The organism is Afipia sp. Root123D2 (assembly GCF_001425835.1).
GTDB lineage: Bacteria > Pseudomonadota > Alphaproteobacteria > Rhizobiales > Xanthobacteraceae > Afipia.
The window spans coordinates 453,209-469,565 of sequence record NZ_LMDP01000002.1 but is presented as its reverse complement, the minus strand read 5'-3'; the positions used below and the strand labels follow the sequence as shown (position 1 = coordinate 469,565).

17 protein-coding genes are annotated in these 16,357 nt (G+C 62.4%); 12 read left to right on the top strand and 5 right to left on the bottom strand.

Going from position 1 to position 16,357, the window contains the following annotated elements:
• Nucleotides 1–63 precede the first annotated feature (63 nt).
• The gene (locus tag ASC80_RS11325; protein ID WP_056296881.1) at nt 64–1,575 is read left to right on the top strand and encodes a glycosyltransferase family 39 protein; all 1,512 of its coding nucleotides are present in this window, start codon (nt 64–66) and stop codon (nt 1,573–1,575) included.
• 18 nt (nt 1,576–1,593) lie between these two features.
• Here the strand turns inward: ASC80_RS11325 and ASC80_RS11320 are convergent, their stop codons facing one another.
• Entirely contained in the window at nt 1,594–2,805 is a 1,212-nt protein-coding gene (locus ASC80_RS11320; RefSeq protein WP_056296878.1) for an MFS transporter, read from the bottom strand.
• 147 nt (nt 2,806–2,952) lie between these two features.
• The gene (locus tag ASC80_RS11315; RefSeq protein ID WP_156464362.1) at nt 2,953–3,762 is read right to left on the bottom strand and encodes a uracil-DNA glycosylase; all 810 of its coding nucleotides are present in this window, start codon (nt 3,760–3,762) and stop codon (nt 2,953–2,955) included.
• Here ASC80_RS11315 and ASC80_RS24250 point away from each other — a divergent pair.
• The 4 genes from ASC80_RS24250 to ASC80_RS11300 all read left to right on the top strand — a co-directional run bounded on the left by ASC80_RS24250 (nt 3,761) and on the right by ASC80_RS11300 (nt 8,473).
• A complete protein-coding gene (locus ASC80_RS24250; protein ID WP_156464361.1) occupies nt 3,761–3,925 on the top strand; it encodes a hypothetical protein in 165 nt (54 codons plus the stop codon). The genes ASC80_RS11315 and ASC80_RS24250 overlap by 2 nt on opposite strands.
• Nucleotides 3,922–5,583 carry an electron transfer flavoprotein-ubiquinone oxidoreductase gene (locus ASC80_RS11310; protein WP_056296874.1) on the top strand — a complete coding sequence of 554 codons (1,662 nt, stop codon included), beginning with the start codon at nt 3,922–3,924 and terminating at the stop codon, nt 5,581–5,583. The genes ASC80_RS24250 and ASC80_RS11310 overlap by 4 nt, the downstream gene beginning before the upstream one ends.
• Nucleotides 5,584–5,765: 182 nt before the next feature.
• Nucleotides 5,766–7,562 (top strand): tetratricopeptide repeat protein, encoded by a 1,797-nt coding sequence (locus ASC80_RS11305; protein WP_056298766.1) that lies wholly within the window; start codon nt 5,766–5,768, stop codon nt 7,560–7,562.
• A gap of 26 nt (nt 7,563–7,588) precedes the next feature.
• Complete coding sequence (locus ASC80_RS11300) at nt 7,589–8,473, top strand: 4-(cytidine 5'-diphospho)-2-C-methyl-D-erythritol kinase (RefSeq protein WP_056296871.1); 885 nt, start codon at nt 7,589–7,591, stop codon at nt 8,471–8,473.
• 94 nt (nt 8,474–8,567) lie between these two features.
• On the opposite strand, the gene ASC80_RS11295 is transcribed toward ASC80_RS11300, so the two are convergent.
• The gene (locus ASC80_RS11295; protein WP_056296868.1) at nt 8,568–9,578 is read right to left on the bottom strand and encodes a polyprenyl synthetase family protein; all 1,011 of its coding nucleotides are present in this window, start codon (nt 9,576–9,578) and stop codon (nt 8,568–8,570) included.
• Between the two features lie 112 nt (nt 9,579–9,690).
• Here ASC80_RS11295 and ASC80_RS11290 point away from each other — a divergent pair, with 112 nt between their 5' ends.
• The 4 genes from ASC80_RS11290 (at nt 9,691) to ASC80_RS11275 (ending at nt 12,046) form a co-directional block, all read left to right on the top strand.
• A complete protein-coding gene (locus ASC80_RS11290) occupies nt 9,691–9,918 on the top strand; it encodes a putative signal transducing protein (RefSeq protein WP_056298763.1) in 228 nt (75 codons plus the stop codon).
• Complete coding sequence (locus tag ASC80_RS11285) at nt 9,911–10,693, top strand: tRNA1(Val) (adenine(37)-N6)-methyltransferase (RefSeq protein WP_056296865.1); 783 nt, start codon at nt 9,911–9,913, stop codon at nt 10,691–10,693. The genes ASC80_RS11290 and ASC80_RS11285 overlap by 8 nt, the downstream gene beginning before the upstream one ends.
• Before the next feature lie 251 nt (nt 10,694–10,944).
• On the top strand, nt 10,945–11,832 hold the full coding sequence (locus ASC80_RS11280; protein ID WP_056296863.1) for a S49 family peptidase: 888 nt from the start codon (nt 10,945–10,947) through the stop codon (nt 11,830–11,832).
• Nucleotides 11,833–11,860: 28 nt separating this feature from the next.
• A complete protein-coding gene (locus ASC80_RS11275; protein ID WP_056298760.1) occupies nt 11,861–12,046 on the top strand; it encodes a hypothetical protein in 186 nt (61 codons plus the stop codon).
• Between the two features lie 12 nt (nt 12,047–12,058).
• Here the strand turns inward: ASC80_RS11275 and ASC80_RS23700 are convergent, their stop codons facing one another.
• A complete protein-coding gene (locus tag ASC80_RS23700; protein WP_156464360.1) occupies nt 12,059–12,238 on the bottom strand; it encodes a hypothetical protein in 180 nt (59 codons plus the stop codon).
• A 239-nt stretch (nt 12,239–12,477) separates the two neighbouring features.
• Here ASC80_RS23700 and ASC80_RS11270 point away from each other — a divergent pair, with 239 nt between their 5' ends.
• A complete protein-coding gene (locus ASC80_RS11270) occupies nt 12,478–13,386 on the top strand; it encodes a glycine--tRNA ligase subunit alpha (RefSeq protein WP_200941201.1) in 909 nt (302 codons plus the stop codon).
• A gap of 3 nt (nt 13,387–13,389) precedes the next feature.
• Nucleotides 13,390–15,465 (top strand): glycine--tRNA ligase subunit beta, encoded by a 2,076-nt coding sequence (gene glyS / locus ASC80_RS11265; RefSeq protein WP_056296855.1) that lies wholly within the window; start codon nt 13,390–13,392, stop codon nt 15,463–15,465.
• Between the two features lie 105 nt (nt 15,466–15,570).
• Here glyS and ASC80_RS11260 read toward each other — a convergent pair whose 3' ends face one another.
• On the bottom strand, nt 15,571–15,933 hold the full coding sequence (locus ASC80_RS11260; RefSeq protein WP_056298756.1) for a DUF1236 domain-containing protein: 363 nt from the start codon (nt 15,931–15,933) through the stop codon (nt 15,571–15,573).
• Nucleotides 15,934–16,178: 245 nt separating this feature from the next.
• On the opposite strand from ASC80_RS11260, the gene ASC80_RS23070 reads away from it, so the two are divergent.
• Entirely contained in the window at nt 16,179–16,322 is a 144-nt protein-coding gene (locus tag ASC80_RS23070; RefSeq protein WP_082512528.1) for a DUF3096 domain-containing protein, read from the top strand.
• Nucleotides 16,323–16,357: the final 35 nt, after the last annotated feature.

Here is a 16,357-nt window from a genome sequence, read left to right as displayed (position 1 = left end):
TCGGCCACCGCGCTTTATCAAACGGAGCGGGCTCGTCCGTCGTCCAGCCGGTTCATCCGATTCATGCGCTTCACATCCCTGATCGTTGAACTGGTCCGCGCCCGCCCGCGGCTGACCTTCTGGATCGCTGTGCTGCTGCAGGCGGCGCTGTGGTTCATTGTGCCGATGCTGTTTTATGGCAGCCCTCCCGGCAACATGGCGTCGGTCCTCGCTTTTGGTCGCGAATATCAGGTCGGCACCATGCAGGGGCCGCCGTTCGCGTTCTGGCTCGCCGACATTGCCTTCCGTCTCGCCGGCAATCACGTCGTCGGCGTCTATCTGCTGTCGCAGGCCTGCTTTGTCGTGACGCTGTGGGCCGTGTTTACGCTCGGGCGCGCCATTGTCGGCGGACAGCAGGCGGTGCTTGCGGTGATGCTGACCGCGACCATCACGGTGTTCAGTTTCCCCGGCGTTGAATTCGGGCCCGAAGTACTGGCGCGGCCGCTGTGGGCCCTCACCTTGCTGCATAGCTGGCGGGTGATGGGGCAGGGCCGGCGTAACGCGTGGTTCGCACTGTCAATCGAGATCGGGCTTCTGCTTCTCACCACGCATGCGGCGATTCCATTGTTGCTGATTCTGATCGGTTTCGCCCTTGCCACGAAACAAGGTCGCGCGACTCTGATGTCGTTCGATCCGCTGCTCGGCGCGATGGTCATTGCGGTGCTCGCGCTGCCCTATGCGATCTGGGCTGTGAGAGCCGGTGCGGTCACGCTTCCGCAATTGCCCGCGGCCGGTGCGCTGGGCGATCGGTTCCTGTCGTGGGGCGTGTTGTTTGGCGGATTGCTGATGGCGCTGGCCGGCATCGCGCTGCTGCTGATCTTCAATTCGCGTGCGCTCAACCGCAAGCCGGAGGACGCACCCACTATCTTCCGTCCGCCGGTCGATCCGTTCGCGCGCAATTTCGTCTATGTGTTCGCCTGCGCGCCGGCATTGGTCCTGAGCCTGCTCGGTGCGGCGTTGGGGCATAGCCGGGTATTCGGTGGTGATGGCGTGACGCTGGTGATGCCCGGCCTGGCGGTAATCGTCGCTGCGGGCGACCTGATCTATCTCCGGCGCCAGCAGGTCCTGCGTTCGATCTGGCTGTTCCTGATTCTGGCGCCGACGGCGGTGGTGCTGGCAGCCGCGCTGATTCAGCCGTGGGCGGGTGGCGCAGAAGTCAGGACGGCATTGCCGGCGACCGACATCGGTCGGTTTTTCGGTGACAGCTACCAGCGCCGCGTCAACCAGCCGCTACAGGCCGTCGCAGGTGATCGCCGGCTGGTCGAGTTGATCGGCTTCGCCGCGCCAAGCCGGCCTCATGTCTTCTTCGATGCCACACCCGCCGAGACGCCATGGCTGACGCCCGAAAAATTCAATCAGACCGGCGGCCTTGTGGTGTGGCGCGCCGAGGATACGGCGGGCACGCCGCCCGCGGATATCCTCAAACGTTTTCCGGGCATCGTTCCCGAAGTGCCGCGCGCGTTCGAGCGCCTGGTCAACGGACGCCTGCCGTTGCTGCGGATCGGTTGGGCCGTGGTGCGGCCGAAAGCTCAATAAATTAAGGCTGTCTTGAGCTCAGGCTATCTTGGCGCGCCGTTGTGCCAGGCTGGCGAGCGCGAGGCACACCAGCGCAACCGCGACCGGCGGAAACACCACGCTGTTGACCACCGACCAGCCATAATGGGCCAGCAATTGCCCGGACAAAAACGAACCGATCGCCATCGTTCCGAACACCAGGAAGTCGTTGAAGGCCTGAACCTTGTTGCGTTCCTGCGGCCGATGGGTTTCGAGCACCAGCGCTGAAGCGCCGATGAAGCTGAAATTCCAGCCGAGGCCGACCATGATCAGCGTTCCCCAGAAGTGCGCAACCGAGATACCGGATAGTCCGATCACCGCCGCCAGCGCCTCCAGCAAGAGCCCCGCCGCCACCACGACCGGCGCGCCGAAGCGTGCGATCAGCGAGCCGGTGAAGAAGCTCGGGGCGTACATCGCGATGATGTGCCATTGAATGCCGAAGTTTGAATCGCTGATCGTCAGGCCGCAGAACTTCATCGCCAGCGGCGCGGAGGTCATCAGCAGGTTCATCATGGTGTAGGCCACCGTGCCGCAGAGCGCCGCGGCGATGAAACTGCGCTGGCGGACGATCTCGAGTAGCGGCCGCCCGCTGCTAAAGTCAGCCGCCGCCGGCTTCGGCGCATCGACAGTGGCAAGCACCGCCATCGCGATCAGCGCAACGACCGTCTGCGCGAGGAAACTCACGGCAAACAGATAAGGCGGCCAGAAATCCATCGTCCACTGCACAAGCTGCGGACCGAGTAACGCGGCGAAGATCCCGCCCGCCAGCACCCATGAGATCGCCTTCGGGCGATATCCAAGGCTGGCGCCATCGGCTGCGGCGAAACGATAGGACTGCGACACCGCGCCATAGATGCCGCCGAGGAACGTTGCGACACTGAACAGGGAGAACGACCCCAGGAGAATGGCGTACGCGGCAAGTAGCCCGCACAACGCGCCGCATCCCGAACCAATGATGAAGGCGATGCGCCGGCCGTAAGCGCGGGCGACCATGCCGGTCGGTAGCGTTCCGCAAGCAAGGCCGAGGACGTAGATCGACAGCGGCAGCGTCGCCCAGGAGATGCTCGGTGCCAGCGTCGCGCCGATGATGGATCCGGTTGCGTAGATCACGGCCGTATTGGCGCCGGTCAATGCCTGCGCAACCGSGAGCCGCTTCACATTGGAGCGCGCGCGGGTGTCGTCATAAATCTCCGTTACGGTGCTGGCCGTCATCTTCCGTCTCCGAAGGGCGGTTGTTACAGCCGACCTGTTCTGCGTTTATGCGCAGAAACAGAAGATTATTCTATGGGAAATAGCGCCTCGAATACCGGCCATGCAGCAAGGTGTGTCGCTCCGGCGTTCGGACTTCAGTGCCTGCGCTCAAGGCTGAAGTGCTTTTTTCACCGCCCGCAAATCCTGCCACGTCATGCGTTTGTAGGACGGCGATCGCAGCAGGTAGGCGGGATGGAAGGTCGGCATCGTGCGGATTTTCCGCCTGCCGGTGTCGTAGTCGTACCAGCGGCCGCGGGTTTTCATAATGCCGTCCTTGAGCTCAAGCACCGCCTGCGAGGACGGTTTGCCGAGGCAGACGAGGACGTCGGGATCGACCAGTTCGATCTGGCGCCGGATGAACGGCAGGCAGATCTGCGTTTCCTGGGGCGATGGATCGCGGTTGCCGGGCGGCCGCCACGGAATAATGTTGGCGATGTAGGCGCTGGAGCGGTCGAGCCCGATCGCGTTCATCATCCGGTCGAGCAACTTGCCGGAGCGGCCGACAAACGGCCGCCCTTCGAGGTCCTCGTCCCGGCCGGGTGCTTCGCCGACGAACATGATTTTCGCTTCGGGATTGCCGTCGGCGAAAACGAGCTTGGTGGCGGTCGCTTTCAGGGCGCAGCCGTCGAACGTCTCGAGCAGTGCACGCAGTTCTGCCAGCGTTGCCGCTGTCGGCGCGATGTCGCGCGCCGACATGATCGCAACGTCCGGTGCCGGCGCGATTTCGCTGCGCGAAATGGCTGGCGCGGAAATCCCGGCCCGAGGCATCTGACGCGGAGCAGGCGGTTCGTCGGCAACGGCCTCGGATTCCGACAGCCGATCCACTGGCTCGTCAGACAATGCGCAGTCCACGCCGGCCTCCAGATAGAAGGCAAGCAGGTCGCGGGCCGAAAGGGTGGGAATGGGATCAGGCATCATGGATGCCACCATTGTAGGCTGGATCGCCTCGGCACGAAACGGCTTACGGAACAATTTAGCGGTTTCTCTGCCCGATCCGCCCACGGGGTTGTTCTTCGCCGCAAAATCGGAAAGAACAATAATTAGAACCATTCCGAAACATTATTCCGAGACGACACCATGAGCACTGAAGAGTTGCCGCCGCGCGAATCGATGGAATTCGATGTTGTGATCGTCGGCGCCGGTCCCTCCGGCCTCAGCGCAGCGATCCGGCTGAAGCAGATCAATCCCGACCTGTCGGTGGTCGTGGTCGAGAAGGGATCCGAGGTCGGCGCGCACATCCTGTCCGGCGCGGTGATCGATCCGGTGTCGCTCGACAAGCTGCTCCCGAACTGGCGCGAGGATGCGGATTGTCCGCTGACGACGCAGGTCAAGGACGACCAGTTTTACTGGATGACTGAAAGCAGCGCGATCAAGCTGCCGAACATCATGATGCCGCCGCTGATGAACAATCATCATTGCTTCATCGGTTCGCTCGGCGACGTCTGCCGCTGGCTCGCACCGCAGGCCGAGGCGCTCGGCGTCGAAATCTATCCGGGCTTCGCCGCGGCTGAAGTGGTCTATGGCGAGAACGGCGAAGTGCGCGGCATCGCTACCGGCGACATGGGCGTGGCGCGCGACGGCTCGCACAAGGATTCATATACCCGTGGCATGGAATTGCTCGGCAAGTATACGCTGTTCGCCGAAGGCGCGCGCGGAAGCCTGACCAAACAGTTGATCGCCAAGTACGGCCTCGATGCCAGGAGCGAGCCGTCGAAATTCGGCATCGGCCTGAAGGAAGTCTGGCAGATCGATGCGGCCAAGCACAAGAAGGGCACGATCCAGCATTCGTTCGGCTGGCCGCTCGGCAATTCGACCGGCGGCGGCTCGTTCCTTTATCACTACGGCGACAACCTCGTTGCCGTCGGCTTCGTCGTCCATCTCAACTACAACGATCCGTACCTGTCGCCGTTCGAGGAATTCCAGCGTTTCAAGACGCATCCGGCAGTACGAGGCACATTTGAGGGCGGCAAGCGCATTTCCTATGGCGCACGCGCGATCACCGAAGGCGGCTATCAATCGGTGCCTCGGCTGTCGTTCGCCGGCGGCGCGCTGATCGGCTGCGCGGCGGGCTTCGTCAACGTGCCGCGCATCAAGGGCGTCCATAATGCAATGGGCACCGGCATGCTGGCGGCCGAACATGTTGCCGCAGCTCTGGCTGCGGGCCGCACCAATGATGAACTGTCCGAATACGAGAACGCCTGGCGCGGGTCGGCGGTCGGCAAGGACCTTCACCGGGTCCGCAACGTCAAGCCGCTGTGGTCCAAGTTCGGCACCATCATCGGCGTCGGACTCGGCGGTCTCGATATGTGGACCAACACGCTGTTTGGCTTCTCGCTGTTCGGCACCCAGTCGCACGCCAAGCCGGATCGCAAAACGCTGGATCCGGCGAAGCAGCACAAGCCGATCCTCGGTCCGAAGCCGGACGGCAAGCTCACCTTCGACAAGCTGTCGTCGGTGTTCCTGTCCAACACCAATCATGAGGAGGACCAGCCGATCCACCTCAAGGTCGCCGACATGAACCTGCAAAAGACCTCCGAACACGATGTCTTTGCCGGCCCGTCGAACCGCTATTGTCCGGCGGGGGTGTACGAATGGGTCGAGGAGGCAAGCGGTCCGCGCTTCCAGATCAACGCGCAGAATTGCGTTCATTGCAAAACCTGCGACGTGAAGGACCCCAACGGAAACATTACATGGGTTCCGCCGGAGGGCGGCGGCGGCCCAAATTATCAAGGCATGTGACACGATCGCGAGAGCGCGCTCCGTCCCGCCACGATACCGCCACACTATAGCGGCCCTTCGATCCGCTCCTCGAATCCTTGCGGATGGAGGGCAAACGGGTCATTGTTGCCCGCTGCAGGCTCCCGCGTCGGAGCCGCGCAACTCTCAGGATACACTTCGGTTTCATGGAGCCCGCGCGCGTGATGTCTTCAGGTCGTTTCAATCGCGTGGCGCTTGCCACTGTCGCCGTCGCGTCGATGGCAGTCGCTTCGATCACGTTCTCCGGTCCGCTGCTTGCCCAGCCGACCGATACGGCTGACGTCACCAAGTCGACGCCGTATCCCACGGCGCGCGACCTCAAGAACATGACAAAGGCCGGCAGCTATCTCGCCGCGCGCCATGCCAGCACGGATCGCGACGCGTCGGCGGCGTCTGCGTTCTATCGTGCTGCGCTGCGGCTCGACCCGAAGAACAATGACCTGCTCGATCGCGCGTTCATTTCGTCGCTTGCCGACGGTGAAATGGACGAGGCGATCAAGCTCGCGAACCGCATCCTGACCATCGACAAGACCAATCGCGTCGCGCGGTTGGTGGTCGGCGTTCACGCGCTCAAGCAGAAGCACTACGCGACAGCGCAACAGAACATCAATCAGTCGGTGAGGGGCCCGATCACTGATCTGGTCGCCACCCTGCTGTCGAGTTGGGCGGGCTTCGGTGCCGGCCAGACCAAGGCCGCGATCGCCAACATCGACAAGCTGACCGGGCCGGAATGGTATCCGCTGTTCAAGGACCTCCATGCCGGCATGATCTACGAACTGGCCGACAAGCAGAAGGAAGCCGGAGCGCGCTTCGAGAGGGCTTACAAGCTCGACGATTCAGCGCTGCGCGTGGCCGAGTCCTATGCCCACTGGCTGTCGCGCAACAAGGATCAGGCTGCAGCGCTGGCCGTCTATGAGAATTTCGACAAGAAGCTCGCGCGTCACCCGATCGTGCTCGAAGGCATCCGCGAACTGAAAGCCGGCAAGAAGCTGCCGCCGCTGGCCGACTCGGCCCAGTCCGGCGCGGCCGAAGCGCTGTACGGTATCGGCGCCTCGCTGACCCGCCGCGGCGGCGAGGATCTTGCGCTCGTCTATCTGCAGCTCGCTCTCTATCTTCACCCCAATCATTCGCTGGCACTGTTGTCGCTCGCCGATCTGTACGAGTCGGTGAAGAAGCCGCAGATGGCGATCAAGATCTACGAGCGGGTGCCGGCCAGCTCACCGCTGAAGCGCAACGCGCAGATCCAGCTCGCGACTGACCTCAATTCTGTCGATCGTACCGAAGAGGCCGTCAAGATTCTGAAGGATGTGATTGCCGAGGACTCGAAGGATGTCGAGGCGATCATGGCGCTCGGCAATATCGAACGGGCCCGCAAGAAGTTCGTTGAATGCGGCAGCACCTATTCGCAGGCGATCGATGCCGGCGATGCGGCGAAGCCGAACTGGGTGCTCTATTATTTCCGCGGCATTTGCGAGGAGCGTTCCAAGCAATGGCCGAAGGCGGAGGCTGATCTCAAGAAGGCGCTTGAGATCCAGCCCGATCAGGCCCACGTGCTCAATTATCTCGGCTATTCGTGGATTGATCAGGGGCTCAATCTCGATGAAGCGATGAAGATGATTCGCCGCGCCGTCGAACAGCGTCCTGATGACGGGTTCATCGTCGACTCGCTGGGCTGGGCCTATTATCGCATCGCCGACTACGAAAACGCGGTGAAGAATCTCGAACGCGCGATTGATCTCAAGCCGGAAGATCCGACGATCAACGACCATCTCGGCGATGCCTATTGGCGCGTCGGCCGCAAGCTGGAAGCGAAATTCCAGTGGGCGCACGCACGCGACCTGAAGCCGGAAGCGGATGAGCTGCCGAAGATCGAGGCAAAAATCCAGAACGGGCTGCCGGACATCGACACTTCGTCGTCGGCTGCTGCCGACAAGAAAAAAGACGCCGATAAAGGCGGCTAAAGGCTGATCGGGCAGGGCTGGGCTCAATGCAACCGTTGATCGAGACCGCGCGCGCCAAGGTCAATCTGACATTGCGCGTGCTGGGCCGCCGGCCCGACGGCTATCACGACATCGACAGTGTGGTGGCGTTCGCGGATTGCGTGGATACGCTGGCCTTCGCGCCTGGTGGAGATCTCAGCCTCACAACGACCGGACCGGGTGCGGATGCGTGCGGCGATAGCGGCGACAATCTGATCATTCGCGCTACGCGTGCGCTGGCCGAATGTGTTCCGGGCCTCACGCTCGGCCGGTTCTCGCTCGACAAACATCTGCCGGTTGCGGCCGGCATCGGCGGCGGTTCGGCCGATGCGGCCGCGGCGCTCCGGCTGCTCGCGACTGCCAACGGAATTGTCGCCGACGACGAGCGTCTGTCCGAGGCCGCGCGTGTGACCGGCGCCGATATTCCGGTGTGCCTTGCCTCGCGCGCGTGCTCGATGCAGGGCATTGGTGACGAACTGGCTGCGCTCGATCTGCCCGAGCTGCCCTGCGTGATGATCAATCCGCGCGTGGCGGTGGCGACCAAGGATGTTTTCGCCGAGCTGGGCCTGAAGAAAGGCCAGTTTCGCGTGGGCATTTCCGAGGTGCTCGAAGCGGTGACCTGGCCAAAGGTCGGCGCGTCGGCCGATGTGTGGCTTGATTTTCTCAAAGGCGGTGCCAACGATCTCGAAGCGCCGGCACTGCGCGTCGAACCGATCATCGGTGACGTGCTGACGGTGTTGCGCGAAACCGATGGCGTGCGTCTTGCGCGGATGTCCGGTTCAGGCGCGACCTGCTTTGCGATCTATGGCAACGCCGACGATGCAAAATCGGCGGGGCAGGCGATCGCGCAGGCGCATCCCGGCTGGTGGGTTCATGCCGGCGTGCTGAGTTAGCACTTTTCATTTTGGCGCGTTTGCTTCACCCGAACCGGTACTCACCCTCGGGTCGGCGCCCTAGGGCATGCTTCGCTTGAAGAGGCTATAGCGGTCAGTTGGAGCGTGCGAGGCAGAAGGCGACCACCTGCTCGAGTGCCGACTTCATCGGTGATTGCGGAAACAGCGCCAATGCATCGACCGCCATCGCGCCGTAATGCTGGGCGCGATGCATGGCGTCTTCCAGCGTGCGATGCTTGGTCATCAGCCCGATCGCATGATCGAGATCGCCTTCGCCGATCTCGCCGCGCTCCAGCGTCCGGATCCAGAATTCGCGCTCGACGTCGTTGCCGCGGCGGAACGCCAGCACGACCGGCAGCGTGATCTTGCCTTCACGGAAATCGTCGCCGACGTTCTTGCCGAGTTTGGCAGCCTTGCCGCCGTAGTCCAGCACGTCGTCCACGAGTTGGAACGCGATGCCGAGGTTCATGCCGACCGAGCGGCAGGCCGTCTGTTCGGCCTTCGGACGGTTGGCGATCACCGGCCCGACCTCGCAGGCGGCGGCGAACAGTTCGGCGGTTTTGCCGCGGACCACGGCGAGATATTCATCTTCGGTGGTGGCGGTGTTTTTCGCGGCTGCAAGCTGCATCACCTCGCCCTCGGCGATAGTGGCAGCGGCGGACGACAGGATATCGAGGGCCCGTAATGAGCCGACCTCGACCATCATCCGGAATGCCTGACCGAGCAGGAAGTCGCCGACCAGCACGCTGGCCTCGTTGCCCCACAGCATCCGGGCCGACAGCTTGCCACGGCGCAATTCGCTTTCGTCGACCACGTCGTCGTGCAACAGGGTCGCGGTGTGCATGAACTCGACCGCCGCGGCGAGCTTGATGTGGCCTTCGCCTGAATAGCCGGCGAGTTGCGCCATCGCCAGGGTGAGCATCGGCCGCAGCCGTTTGCCGCCCGAGGAAATCAGGTGGTTGGCGACCTCCGGGATCATGGTGACTTCCGAGCCTGTCCGCGACAGGATGGTGGCGTTGACACGCTCCATGTCGGTGGCAACGAGCCCGACCAGTTGATCTATCGATGCGGTCGAGGGGCTCTCGAAGGGAACAATGACTGCCACGCATGGCCTCCGGATTGAAATTGTGGCTAACAATAGAAACTGCTGTGTCAGGCGGCAAGGGCGTCGGACCCGGACCGGCGCGGCCATTCGGGATTTTGAGGAGGGTGTGGAATTGCGCGAACTGCTGCGAACCAACGATATGGTGCTGGTTTCCGCCGTCGGGGCGCTGCTGGACGGCGCCAATATCCATCACCTGCTGCTCGACACCAATATGAGCATTGTCGAAGGCTCGCTTGGCGTCATTCCCCGGCGCATCCTGGTTCATGACGACGACAATCTGGCGGCGCGGCAGTTGCTGGTCGATGCCGGGCTTGGCTACGAGTTGCGGGACAATGAGTGATCCGGGTCGCGAGCCGGCTTCGGCGGCAGACGTCACGGAAGACGCTTTTCTGGGGGGACGGCTGAGGCTGCGTCAGCCGAAACGGGGGCACCGCGCTGGGCATGATGCGATCCTGTTGGCGGCGGCAACGCCGGCCCGTCCCGGACAACGCGTCATCGAATTTGGCGCAGGGATCGGGGCCGCGAGCTTGGCGGTTGCGAGCCGTACCGGCGACCTCGATCTGGTGCTGGTCGAGATCGACAGCGCCGTGGCGGCTTTGGCGCAAGCCAATTCGGCGCTGAATGATTTGCCTGCGAAGGTGATTGTGCTCGACGTCGCCGCGAGGCCGGATGAATTCGCGGCGGCAGGCCTTGCACCCGACAGCGCCGACATCGTGCTGATGAACCCGCCGTTCAATCCGGCATCGCGGTTTCGATCATCGCCCGATAAGCACTCCGCGCACATTGCCGCAGACGATACGCTCGAACGATGGGTTCATGCAGCGCGCCGCGTTCTCAAGCCGGGTGGTGTGCTGACCTTGATCTGGCGTGCCGACGGGCTGGCTGAGGTTCTGGCGGCGCTGGCGCGCGGCTTCGGCAGCCTTGCAATTATGCCGGTTCATTCGGCGCCTGCGTCGTCCGCAATCAGGATATTGGTCCGTGCGACCAAAGGCGGCCGTGCGCCGATGGAGCTTTTTCCAGCGCTGGTGCTTAACAATGAGGCGGGAACTCCGACCCCCGAAGCCAACGCGGTTCTGGGCGGGAAGATGACGTTGCTGCCGTCGAAACCGGGCTAAGCGTAGAGGCTGGCCCAATAACAGGCTTTCTTCCGCTATTGCGGAAGCGATTTGGACTTGTTGTCTGGCGTAGAGGTGAAGTGGATGGCCGTAAACAGCGCGCCAATCAGCAACATCAGAAGGGTGATTTTCATGTCCGCACCTTCAGGCTGCGCCGTTGCAGCCTATATGTCGTTGGAACGCAAAACTTATGCCACGTCGAAGTTCATTGGCATGATCCGAATTTAAGTTGGAAGTATGAAGGATGTTTCATGGCTGATGACGATAAAGGTCACAATGGGTTGATGGACCGGTTGACGCGCTGGTTGCCCGCACGCCTGCGGCGGGTGCCGGTCGTGCCGGTGGTCCGCCTCTCGGGCACCATCGGTGCCGTCACGCCGCTGCGTCCTGGCCTGTCGCTTGCCGGAGTCACGAAGATTCTGGAGCGCGCCTTCGCGATCCGGAATGCGAAAGCGGTGGCGCTGGTGATCAATTCGCCGGGCGGTTCGCCGGTGCAGTCGCGCCAGATCTATGCCCGCATCCGTCAACTGGCCGATGAGCGCAAAATTCCGGTGCTGGTGTTCGTCGAGGACGTCGCAGCGTCCGGCGGTTACATGATCGCGTGCGCTGGTGACGAGATTTTCTGCGACCCGTCCTCGATCCTGGGATCGATCGGCGTGGTCGGCGGCTCGTTTGGTTTTCAGGATCTGATCAAGAAGGTCGGCATCGAGCGCAGGCTCTATACGTCGGGCGAGCACAAGGCGACGCTCGACCCTTTTCTGCCCGAGAATCCCGACGATGTGGCGCGGCTCAAAGCGATCCAGAGCGACATCCACGATACATTTATTGCGCTGGTGAAACGCAGCCGCGGCGCCCGGCTGAGGGGCGACGACTCCTTCCTGTTTTCGGGCGAATACTGGGCCGGGGAGAAAGCCTTATCGCTCGGTCTGGCGGATGAGATCGGCGATCTTCGCACCGTGCTGCGCGCCCGCTACGGCAAGGAAGTGCAGATGCCGGTGATTGCACCGCCATCCGGACTGCTGTCGAATGTCATCGGCAAGAAACCGGGTGCCGGCGCGCTGGTCAGCGCCAGCGGATTCCCGGATGAACTGATCTCCGCGCTGGAGTCGCGGGCGATCTGGGCGCGCTATGGGTTATGACGCCGCGCATCGCAGACAGGGAGCGATCATGCCGCCGCTGATTCTGGTTCTGGCCGGGCTTCTGGGCGGTGCCGCGCTGGTGCGGCTGGCTGCCAAGGAAGGCCGCCGTATCAATCGCGAACTGGATGAAGCGCGGCAGGCATCGCCGGACGAGCGCGAGGCGATGCCGAAACTGCGCCGTGATCCGGAAACCGGCGCCTTTCGCCCGCATTGATCGGGGTTGCGTTCAGCGGGAAATGCCGGCGTCCTGGCTGAGCAGGGCACACAGCGAGAGCGCGATCATGACCGCGCCGATGATTTCGAGAATGAACATTGTCAGCCCTATCCGGTCTGCCTGCTCGCGGGCCGGGGCCGCAGCGCAGGGCGAAGAAAGGCGGGCCGGGTTTGTACCGGTCTTCTCGTTCAATGCCTGTTGTGATAGCGGCGAGTTCCTAACGAAGCCCAAGCGCCGGAGATGCGTCTTGAGCTGCGGTTAACAGGACGTTTCCGCAGGCCGGCGGCGGAGGCTGGACCCCCTGAAAGGACAATGGTTTTCGCTGGTCGTCGCCTTGATTCCTACCCCCCGCGCCGATACGGTCCGCGCGCAATCGCACTTTTCCCAATCCCCGAAAACGACCTGGATTCATGGATTCCCAACCGTCGCATATGCGCCCCGAACGTTCGTTCCAGGGCTTGATCCTGACGCTGCAACGCTATTGGGCGGATCATGGCTGTGTCATCCTGCAGCCTTACGACATGGAAGTGGGCGCGGGGACGTTTCATCCGGCAACGACCTTGCGCGCGCTGGGGCCGAAGCACTGGAACGCCGCTTATGTGCAGCCGTCGCGCCGGCCGAAGGACGGACGATACGGCGAGAACCCAAACCGGCTGCAGCACTACTACCAGTTTCAGGTGATCCTGAAGCCGTCGCCGCCGGACATTCAGGATCTCTATCTGAAATCGCTTGCCGCCATCGGCGTCGATGCCGCGCTGCACGACATCCGTTTCGTCGAGGACGACTGGGAGAGCCCGACGCTCGGCGCGTGGGGGCTCGGCTGGGAGTGCTGGTGCGACGGCATGGAAGTGTCGCAGTTCACTTACTTTCAGCAGGTCGCGGGCGTCGAATGTGCGCCGGTCGCGGGCGAACTGACCTACGGGCTCGAGCGCCTCGCGATGTACGTGCAGGGCGTCGACAACGTCTACGATCTCAACTTCAACGGACGCGAAGGCGCCGAGAAGGTGACTTATGGCGACGTGTTTCTGCAGGCCGAGCAGGAATACTCGCGGCACAATTTCGAACACTCCGACACCACGATGCTGTTCGAGCAGTTCAAGATGGCCGAAGGCGCCTGCAAGAAATATCTCGAAGCCGGGTGGCAGGACGGCAAGAAGGAGCGTCATCTGATGGCTCTGCCGGCCTACGACCAGTGCATCAAGGCGAGCCACGTGTTCAATCTGCTCGATGCGCGCGGCGTGATCTCGGTCACCGAGCGTCAGAGCTACATCCTGCGCGTGCGCGATCTGGCGAAAGCCTGCGGCGAAGCGTGGGTCGCGACCGAAGCGGGCGGAGCATAAGCGATGCCTGATCTTCTGCTCGAACTGTTCTCCGAGGAAATTCCCGCGCGCATGCAGGCGAAGGCGGCGGACGATCTGCGCAAGCTGGTCACCGACAAGCTGGTCGCCGAAGGCCTCGTCTATGAAGGCGCGAAGGCGTTTGTCACGCCGCGTCGTCTCGCCTTGACCGTTCACGGCATTCCTGCGCGTCAACCGGACCTGAAGGAAGAGCGCAAGGGCCCGCGCGTCGGCGGCCCCGATGCCGCCGTGCAGGGCTTCCTGAAAGCGACCGGACTGAAATCGCTCGACGAGGCGACGATCCAGCGCGATCCGAAGAAGGGCGACTTCTATGTCGCGCTGATGGAGAAGCCGGGCCGCGCCGCCATCGACGTGATCGCGGAAATTCTTCCCGTCATCATTCGCACTTTCCCGTGGCCGAAGCAGATGCGCTGGGGCGAGCGCTCGGCGAAGCCCGGTGCGCTGACCTGGGTGCGTCCGCTGCATTCGATCGTCGCGACGTTCGGTCTCGAGACCGAAGAGACGGATGTGGTGAAGTTCGATGTCGCCGGCATCGAGGCCGGGCAGATGACGCGCGGTCATCGTTTCATGGCGCCGGCCGAATTCAGCGTGCGCCGGTTCGAGGATTACGAGGCGAAGCTGGAAGCCGCGAAGGTCGTGCTCGATCCGCAGCGCCGCAGGGATATCATTCTGGCCGAGGCGAAGAATCTTGCCTTTGCGCAAGGGTTCGAACTGGTCGAGGATCAGGTGCTGCTCGACGAAGTCTCGGGGCTGGTCGAATGGCCGGTGGTGCTGATGGGGTCGTTCGACGAGGACTTCCTGTCGATTCCCGGCGAGGTGATCCGCGCCACCATTCGCAACAACCAGAAATGTTTTGTGGTGCGCGATCCCAAGACGGGCAAGCTCGCCAACAAATTCATTCTGACAGCGAACATCGAAGCCAGCGACGGCGGCAAGGCCATCGTCGCCGGCAACGAGCGTGTGATCCGCGCGCGGTTGTCGGACGCCAAATTCTTTTATGAGACCGATCTCAAGACAAAGCTCGAAGACCGCTTGCCGAAGTTCGAGCAGATCGTGTTTCACGAAAAGCTGGGCACCCAGGCCGAGCGCATCGCGCGTATCGAGCGGCTGGCGGCGGAGCTTGCGCCGCTGGTCGGCGCCGATGTCGAGAAGACCAAGTGTGCCGCGCGCCTCGCAAAGGTCGATCTGCTGACCGAAGTCGTCGGTGAATTCCCCGAAGTGCAGGGCCTGATGGGCAAGTACTACGCGCTGGCGCAGGGCGAAGATGCCAGCGTCGCTGCCGCTATTGAGGATCACTACAAGCCGCAGGGGCCGAACGATCGCGTGCCGACCGATCCGGTGAGCATTGCGGTGGCGCTGGCCGACAAGATCGACATTCTCACTGGCTTTTGGGCCATCGATGAGAAGCCGACGGGATCGAAGGACCCGTTTGCTTTGCGGCGAGCGGCGTTGGGTGTGATCAGGCTCCTTGTAGATAACGGGATTCGCCTACGGTTACTCCAAGCCTTTGCCAAGGCTGCGAAACTCAACAATGGCAATGACCTCCTTTCCTTCTTCGCAGACCGCTTGAAGGTCCAGCTCCGTGACCAAGGCGCGCGCCACGACCTGGTCGATGCGGTTTTCGCTCTCGAAGGTCAGGACGATCTGCTGATGGTCGTGCGTCGTGTTGAGGCGCTCGGCAAATTCCTCGACACCGATAACGGCAAGAACCTGCTGGCGGGCACCAAACGTGCGTCCAACATCCTCGCCATCGAAGAGAAGAAGGATAAGCGCAAGTTCGATGGCGCGCCGGATGCCGCGCTCTATCGGCTCGACGAAGAGAAGGCGCTTGCTACCGCGATTGATCAGGTGAAGGGCGAGGCGGAAACTGCTGTTGCCAAGGAGGATTTCGCTGCCGCGATGAGCGCGATGGCGAAGTTGCGCCCGGCGGTCGATGCCTTCTTCGACAAGGTGAAGGTCAACGACGACGATGCCAAGGTTCGCGAAAACCGCCTCAAGCTGCTGAACGAAATCCGCGCGGCGACCCGCGCAGTCGCGGACTTCTCGAAAATTCAAGACTGATACCGCAATAAAAGTCCCCGCCCGGGTATGAACCCGGACGGGGCTACTTGCCGCTTCAGGTACGCGCGGGTGAGGGACCTCCCGCAACCTGCTCGGCTATGGGTGTTAATCGATGACCTGCACCACGCGCCGTGTTCGCGGCTCGACCACCAGATATTCGCCGTTCACGCGGGTATAGCGATAGCGGTTCGCGCCGAACCGTTGCGGCACGTCGTAATAAATTACGCCGGTTTCAGGCAGCGTCGCGCCGACCACCACGCGTTCCTGCACGGTGTAGTCGGGAACATTCTCCTGCACGACGTATTCGCGGAAGCGCGGCTGCAAATCCTCTGCGATGCCCACGATCGGCTCATGAGCCATGCCCGTGGTGGTGCTTTCCTGCACAATGATGCGCTCCTGTGCATGAGCGGCAAAAGGAAGCACCGTGGCGCCAGCCAACAAGGCAGCTGCGAGAAGTGTGTTACGCATGGTCATCTCCTGGTGATGAGCGTGATCAACGAGCGTCGCCGGCACGCGCCGATGAACAGGCTGTAACAATTCACGATGCGCGGCGTCGTTCCTGCCGCGCACGTGGTTTCATTGGGGCATTTTCGCAGCGGCGGAACCAATCCACTGTCCAAAACATCTGCTATCGACGAAACTAGCGCAGCCAAACTTTCGCCTCGCGATTCGTTCCAATCTCACCATTCCGCCAGATTTTTTCGGAGACCTTCATGACCGTCAGCATGGCTCACATTCAGCCGATCGTTGCCCTGATCGCCGGCATCCTCATTCTCGTCATGCCGCGGCTGCTGAATTTCATTGTGGCGATCTACCTTATTTTCATCGGCATCATCGGCCTTGGAATTATCAAGTAGAACCAGCCCGAAAACTTCTTCTGCAGAGCGAGAAT